The 8,664-nt window shown below is 35.5% G+C and carries 3 protein-coding genes; all 3 read left to right on the forward strand.

Going from position 1 to position 8,664, the window contains the following annotated elements; all coding sequences use genetic code 11:
• Positions 1 to 1,386, forward strand: a 1,386-nt coding sequence (locus GC096_RS04330; RefSeq protein ID WP_246302569.1) for a condensation domain-containing protein, incomplete at its 5' end; no start/stop codon positions are given.
• 25 nt (positions 1,387 to 1,411) lie between these two features.
• Complete coding sequence (gene asnB / locus GC096_RS04335; protein ID WP_171629074.1) at positions 1,412 to 3,265, forward strand: asparagine synthase (glutamine-hydrolyzing); 1,854 nt, start codon at positions 1,412 to 1,414, stop codon at positions 3,263 to 3,265.
• 77 nt (positions 3,266 to 3,342) lie between these two features.
• Positions 3,343 to 7,506 (forward strand): non-ribosomal peptide synthetase, encoded by a 4,164-nt coding sequence (locus GC096_RS04340; protein WP_171629075.1) that lies wholly within the window; start codon positions 3,343 to 3,345, stop codon positions 7,504 to 7,506.
• Positions 7,507 to 8,664 lie beyond the last annotated feature (1,158 nt).

Raw genomic sequence — 8,664 nt, forward strand, 5'->3', positions numbered from 1 at the left:
ACGGAGCTACTCCAATATCCAACGATTGCTGAGCTTGCGAACTATCTGGATACAAAACCAGAGGAGGAAGTCAAAGAATTGATGATCTCCCCTGCAGCTGAGGCAGAGTATTATCCACTATCTTCAGCCCAGATGAGGCTCTTCATTCATAATCAAATGGTGGGCGGAACTGCGTACAACTTGCCAAGCGTACTAGTCATTGAAGGGAAACTAGACGTTGAAAAGGTAAAGACGTCCTTACAAAAGTTAGTCGATCGACACGAACCTCTTCGAACTTCTTTTCATTTGATTCGCGGTCAATATATGCAAAAAATTCATGACCACGTAGATATCAAATTGAATTATGTGGAGTCTGAAGAAGATTCTTTTAATGATAAATACTTAGAAGATTTTATTAGACCATTTAACTTAACTAAAGCTCCCTTAATTAGGGCGATGCTTATACAATTTCCTAACTACAGATATGCGTTGCTACTTGATATGCACCATATTGTGTCTGACCGAGCATCTATGATCATTGTAACAAGGGAATTTGCGGAATTGTATGAAGGAAGACCACTATCGGATTTACTTATTCAGTATAAGGATTATGCAGTATTGCAAAAGGGATTCTTAGAAACACAGGTTTTGAAAAGACAGGAAGAGTATTGGCTGAATATATACAAGGACAAACTTCCTTCTATGGTATTAGAAACAGATTATCCAAAGAAGCAGGATCAGAACTTAGAAGGGAAACTGTTATTCTATAAATTCAACGAAGAGTTTAAAGAAAGAATAATTAAATATAGTTCGACGAACGGCATAACGCGGAATATGCTGTTTTTTGCCGTTTATAACTTAATGTTATGGAAATGGACTGGTAGTGAAGATGTATGTGTTGGTACAAGTATTTTGGGGAGAAATTTTAAAGAAGTAGAGAATGTTGTGGGTATGTTTGTCAATACATTGGCTATTCGTAATTACCTAGAAGATCACAAAAATTTCTCAGAGTTTGTAAGTGAAATTAAGAAAAGTCTTATTAATGCCTATGCAAATCAAGATTATCCGTATGAGATTTTGGTGAAAAAATTAAGTGAACGATTTGGAAAAAACACAGGAACGTTATTTAAGACCATGTTTATTATGCAAAATCAGGATTATCCAGAATTACCTCTATCTGAGATCAAGGCCAAACCTTATTACATTGCATCGAATACCCGTTTTGATTTACAGTTTGATGCTATTGAGTCGGAAAATGGGGATTTAAGTTTTTGTTTCACATACAGTCCCGAGTTGTACAAGACAGAAACAATTGAAAAATTGTTAGAGTTATATACCAAAATACTGGATAAAGGTATTCGTTATCCCGAATTAAGTTTGTTTGAGCTGTGTAGCAAAAAAGAATGAGGAAATAACCTGAGGGGTATATGACATGTGTGGAATATGCGGTTACTTTGATTTAAAAGATGCAAATCGAATTGATACGGAAACAGTGCATCGTATGTTGAAAAGTCTGCACCATAGAGGACCCGATGATACTGGCTATCACATTGACCGTAATCTTGCTTTAGGATTTACTCGGCTCAGCATTATAGATTTGGAAGGAGGAAAGCAGCCCCTATACAATGAAGATCGATCAATTACTTTAATTTGCAATGGAGAAATTTTTAATTTTAAAGAACTAAGGGTCGATTTAATTGAGAAGGGACACTCTTTTCAAACAAATAGTGATGTTGAAGTAATTCTTCATCTGTACGAAGATCATGGGGTTAATTTCTTAACTCGGTTAAATGGCCAGTTTGCTTTCGCTTTATATGATAGCAAGAAGAAAATCATGTTTTGTGCCAGGGACCAATGCGGAATTGCTCCTTTTTATTATACCGTAGCTCAAGATATATTTATTTTCGCTTCTGAGATCAAAGCAATTTTACTTCATGATGCAGTCGAGAGAAGAGTGGACTTAACTGGATTGGACCAAATCATGCATTTCCCAGGTATGGTCAGTCCAAGAACATTGTTCCACAATATCAACAGTCTTGAGGGTGGACATTACTTATTAATTGATTTTGAAAATGGGGTTATTGATAAGGAATATTGGGATCTACGGTACCCAAAAGAGGGGGAACTAGAGTATATCCATCATGAGAAAGACTACATCGAAGAACTTGATGACTTACTTACTAATGCCGTGCGTTACCGAATGCAGGCAGACGTTCCAATTGGTTTTTATTTAAGTGGCGGACTTGACTCTTCATTAATTGCTGCCAAAATCCACGCAATTAATAGTGGAGGAAACAGGCATTCATTTTCCATTGACTTTACGGATCGAAACATATCAGAGTCTAGATACCAGCGTTTAATGGCTAAAAAAATAAACTCTATTCACCATGAAATTTTGTTTGATTTTGATGATATAGGCAAACGGCTGGATAAAGTAATCTATCACTCTGAGAGTGCCCTTAAAGAAACGTATAATACAGCATGCTTAGCTCTATCTGAGGCAGTTCGTGCTAATAATGTAAAGGTTATTCTCACAGGTGAAGGGGCTGATGAATTATTTGGCGGATATGTAGGGTACCGTTTCGATCAGATGCGTAAAGGGAAAGAACTGTTTTCAAGTCATCCGAAGGAAAAAGAAATTCGTTACAAAGTATGGGGTGATGAGGAATTCTTGTATGAGAAAAATCATCATCACTACAGCGAATTCCTACAATCATTATATTCAGATGAGGTTAATGCTGTATACGATGATATTTGCTGTTTGAATCATCCGGTAATTAACCCTGATCGAATTAAAGGTATAGATCTCTTCCACAAGAGATCCTATATAGATTTCAAGTTACGTATGAGTGATCACCTTTTATCTGATCATGGAGATAGAATGGCTTTAGCTAATTCTGTAGAGGCGAGATATCCATTTCTTGATCCAAATGTGATTGATTTTGCTAGAAGGGCTCCTGTAAACATTAAACTTAAAGCATTTAAGGAGAAATTTATTCTTAAGAAGATAGCACAAGGAATAGTTCCTGATGAAATCATCCATCGTCCAAAGTACGCTTTCGTTGCACCAGGGAGTCCTGCTTTGTTGAAAAGGGAAAAAGAACTATTAGGGGATATACTTTCGTACGAAACTATCAAGAAACAAGGATACTTTAATCCAAATACAGTAGAAAAGTTAAAAAATCAGTATATTCAAGACGACTTCAAGCTCAATCTACCTTATGATAACGATATGCTCATTATAGCTATTACTTTTGGTTTATTCCTCAAGCAGTTCAATATATAACAGTAGTCTAGGACCATCTATCTTAGTGGTCCTTTATAATTTGAATGCGAATAGTTTAAAGTAAGGGGCACTGTGATATGGAAAAAACAATTCAGGATAAATTAAATACTGCATTTAAATTCTTTGAGCAGAGACTGGCCATAGAGTACGGAAAACAGAAAATTACATACGAAGAATTAAATTATGCTTCTGATCAGGTCAGTCTTGTTCTTCAACATTATGGTGTGAAACAGGGGACTCGCATCGGGATTTTAGTAGAAAATAAAGCAAAGCTAATCGTTGCATTACTCGGTATTTTAAAAGCTAATTGTATTTTTGTTCCTCTAGATCCACAACATCCAGATGGTAGACTAGAAAAGATAACAAGGATTTCCAATATTAATTACTTAATAACCGAAGAGAAGATTATGACTAGAGCATCTTCTATTTTTGAAAGGAATATGCAGGGTCGTGTCCTTTCCATTGAAAGCATCGAAAAGATTACTGAGGATGTTGCAAATGAGCCTCCAATATATTCACCGGATGAGCCGATCTACATCTACTTTACATCGGGATCAACTGGTCAACCTAAAGGTATATTAGGAAAAAATGAGAGTTTGCTTCAATTTATCAATTGGGAAATTAAACTACTATCGATTAATGAAAATACGAAAGTTAGCCAGTTAACATCCCCAGGCTTTGATGCAAGTTTAAGAGATATTTTTGTTCCTCTTTGTGCGGGAGGAACGATATGTATTCCTGAAAGTAGAGAAATAATTCTAGACTCTTTGAAGTTTTCTCGATGGCTTGAAGAATCTAAGGTACAAGTCGTTCATTGTACTCCAAGTCTATTTAATTTAATAAATTTTGAAGCTTTGAGTAATAGTAGTTTTCCTGCTCTTAAATATATATTAATGGCTGGAGAGAAAATCGTTCCTTATTCTTTGAAACGATGGTACGACATCATAGGCGAGAGAATCCAACTAGTTAACTTATATGGGCCTACTGAGACGACTATGGTGAAAATGTATTATTTCATACAAAAAACTGATTTATCTAGGAATATTATCCCCATTGGTAAAGCTATGCCTGGGACGACGTGTTACATTCTAGATGAAAACTTGAATAGGTGTCCCGATGGTACCTTTGGGGAAATTTATATTGAAACATCATACGGTACACTTGGTTACTACGGAAATCCTGATTTAACCGCTGAGAGATTCATTAATCATCCGATTGTTTTAAAGAAGGGGTTACTATATAAGACAGGCGATTTAGGAAGGATTCTTCCTGACGGAAATATGGAGTACATAGGCAGGATCGATAGTCAGGTCAAAATCCGGGGAAATCGATTAGAACTTGGAGAGATAGAGAATGAACTGCTATCTTATCAAGGTATTCGTCAATGTGTTGTGAACTTACGTGCTAACTACAAAGTAAAAGGAGAACAACACAATACCTCCTGTTGCAAACAATGCGGACTCCCCTCGACGTATCCTAACACAGTAATAGATGCTGATAGTATTTGCAATGTATGTAAGGAATATGATGACTATAAAGGGATTTCAGATGCTTATTTCAGGCCCATAAATGAGCTAAAAGAAAAATTCGATTATGCTCGAAATGACACCGAAAATGGTTATGATTGTTTATTACTATATAGCGGCGGAAAGGACAGTACTTACGTTTTATATAAGTTAATAGAAATAGGAGTACGTGTTTTAACGTTTACGTTTGATAACGGGCACATATCCAAGACAGCCCTTCAAAACATTGATCGCATCGTTAAAGAACATCAAATTGATCATATTACAGGTACCGTAGATAATATGTCTCAAATCTTTCTCGATGGGTTACATGAGGAAATTAGTGTATGCAACGGATGTTTTAAAGTATTAAGTAAACTTAGTACGAAAATAGCATATGAAAAAGGAATCAAGTATATCGTAACTGGATTATCCCGCGGGCAAATCTTTGATCTTCATCTGTATGATGTACTACAGCAAAGTATGGTGCAAACTGTCGAAGATATAAAAAAGAAACTAGATGAAAAGAGATTACTTTACCACAGTAAGCACGACTACGTATCCAAAAATCTTAATCCTACTTATGCAATAGATAAAAACATGTTAGAACAGGTAGAGCTAATAGACTTCTTCCGATATAGCGATGTGACTAAAGGAGAAATTATAGAGTTTCTTAAAACAAAAAGTTCCTATTGGAGTAATCCAGTAGATACCGGTTTCTGTTCAAGTAACTGCCTAATAAACGATGTAGGGATTTATTTACAAAGGAAAAATAAGAACTATGATAACTATACTTTCCCAAATAGCTGGGAGGTAAGAACAGGTCACATTAGTTTAGAAGAGTCACAGGCAGAATCAAACAGTCATGTTGACGAATTAAAAGTGACTAAAATCCTGAACAAACTTGGTTACGTGGTAAATGAAGAACGAGACACAGATCCTGGATGCTTAATAGCCTATTATATCGCTGATAAAACGGTAGATAATGATCAACTTCGCGAATATCTTAAACACAGTCTGCCGGACTATATGATACCTACACATTGTATACCGGTTACCAGTATTCCACTAACACCAAATGGGAAAGTGGATTATTTGGCTTTACCAGAACCTAACAGCTCGGCATCAAAAGTATATATTGCTCCTAGAGATGAGATTGAGATTAAGTTATCTGAAATATGGAGAGATATTTTGGGGATTAAGAAAATTAGTATTGATGATAACTTTCTTGATATAGGCGTGCATTCACTAAACATTATGACGTTAATCGCCAGAGTGTACGAGGAGTTTGAAGTGGAACTTCCATTAGAAGAGGTCTTTAATCATGCAACGATTGATAACATAGCTTCCTTTATTAAAGAAAAAGGTAAAGGTAATTCAATGACTATTAGTGCTGCAGAATTCAAAAAATATTACACACTATCTGCGGCTCAAAGAAGAGTATTTACAAATACTCAGATCATGGATACAGGGAACGGTTATAACTTAACAACCACCTTTGTGGTCAGTGGAGAGCTTGATATACAACGATTACAATCCGCTTTCTATCAGCTGATTAATAGACACGAATCTCTGAGGACCTCCTTTACAATAAAAGATGGAATGCCTGTACAGATTATACACGATCACGTGAACTTTTCCTTGCCTGTATTAGAACTGAATAATAGAAGCATCAATGAACTTATTCAAGAATGTATTCATGTATTCGAACTAGAGAAATCCCCACTATTTCAAGTAACCTTGGTCAAAATTGCAGAGCAAAAACATATTTTGATTCTCAATTTTCATCATATCGTAGCTGATGGGAAATCGGTATTAATTCTTCAGCGAGACCTAGCATCACTGTATTCAAAAAAGGAACTACCGAAACTTAACATACAGTATAAAGATTTTGCTGAGTGGCAGAATACGATGCAACAATCAGAAACTCTTCAAGTGCAAGAGCAATTTTGGCTTGATTCATTTAAAAAATTTCCCCCTGGTAGAGGGATACCCACAGATTTTCCAAGAAAAAAAGTAAGAACATTGGCAGGGGATCTGGTTACATGGGAGATTGATCAGACACTCTGTAATCATCTATATCAAATAGCAGCAGAGCAAAAAACTACTATTTTTATGCTACTTCTAGCTGCTTTTAATGTTTTATACTCCAAATACGCTGCTTATGAAGATATTTCCATTGGCACTCCGGTTGAAGGGAGACGTTATACAGACATAAAGCATGTTGTTGGAATGTTTGTTAATGTTCTAGCCATTAGAAGCAATCCATCTAAACAGAAATCATTTAGAACATATTTGGAGGAAATAAAAACAATCACATTGAGGTCGTATGAGAATCAAGATTACCAGTATGACATGTTACTTAAAAAACTTAACCTTCATACTAAGGAAATGGATAGCCAACTGTTCAATACTGTTTTCTCAATGTTGAACTATGAAGATTACACTGCAAAAGTAGACGATATTACATTTGAGTATGTGGAAAATCAACCAACAGAAGAAATTTATAATCTACGAGTTGAAATTATTGAATCACCAAGTGGCTTTAAAGGCTCTTTTAAATATTCAAGTGAATTGTACAAAAAGGAAACTATCGAACAATTAGTGAAGGATTACACAAAGATACTAGAGATCATTGCGGAAAATCTGGACGTCTTGATTCAAGATATTCAATTAAGGGAAGAGATGCTGATACCCACAAGCCATTCATTTTCAGAAGTAATTTTTGACTTTTGATTTTTACACACCGTGGTAAAACATTATAGAGGTTTATGTGTATTAAAAAAAAGTACTTTCAATGAGTGTGGTCCAGTCATCCCGTCGTATCCCCCACATGCCAATATTTATATATTTTGTCTATATTAGCAGAATTTAAAGATTCAATGCAATGATACTAGGTTTATTTTACACAATTAATAGGATGGAAAGGTAACTCAGAAGTGCTATATATCAATTTTTGTGTACCTAAGCCAAGGAAGTCGTGCTCATGCCTTACTTTTTAAATCATTGCCAAACCATTTATTCAACAAATAAAATCTATTAATTTGATCAAACAGTGTTTTGAAAAGGGAAATTATATATTACTTTATTTGGACTTGTATTATATCCCTGGCTTTCGAGATTATTGCAATTTTTATCACATTATTCATATGACTTCGATTCGATTATTATTCAAAACATAGCGGTCTTCTTAAAGAACTCCAAATATGGCAACACGACTCATCCTTCTTATACAAATCAATAAAGCATATAAATGTGTGCAACCGGACCACGGTCCATTAGATGGAATAGTATTGATAAAGCCAATTGAACATCGCAATTAGATATTCAACATCCTAGCTATGAGAGCCCAGATAGAGAATTATTTAGATGCCCAGTGTGCGGGAAAGAGTTATTCAAACGGTTATTGAAGGCAAGTTGTTCTCGATATGGATCTCTGGGCTTATGGTGTGGACATTTATGGGTTAAAATGTTTCCATGTATTCTTGGAACATAAAAACATAATGCCATTGTGAGTTCAATTTCTTTCAGAGCATTCTCTCCCTCGTCAAGGAACTCATATTTATGAAAAGTATGAAGCGGTGCGTGACCAGGAACTGGTTGTACGAAATCGAGTCATAAAGTGTGTTCTCTCTAATAATTTCAAAAGCGTTGACCAACTTATACTTGTATTAACGAAATTAAAGAGAAGGAGCACAAGATTTTAGAGTTGATGTAGGAGGAAACTAAGTGAAACAAGTTCAAAGTTATATATTGGAACAGGTTGCTGCAGGTGCACTATCCAAAGAAAAAGCCGCAGAAATATTGATTGATATGCGAGAATCAGTTCAAGAAACACATCGGGAAGTCGCCATAATAGGAATGGCTGCAAAGTTTCCCAAAGCAAAAGATATC

The organism is Paenibacillus plantarum (genome assembly GCF_013141695.1).
Taxonomy (GTDB): domain Bacteria; phylum Bacillota; class Bacilli; order Paenibacillales; family NBRC-103111; genus Paenibacillus_E; species Paenibacillus_E plantarum.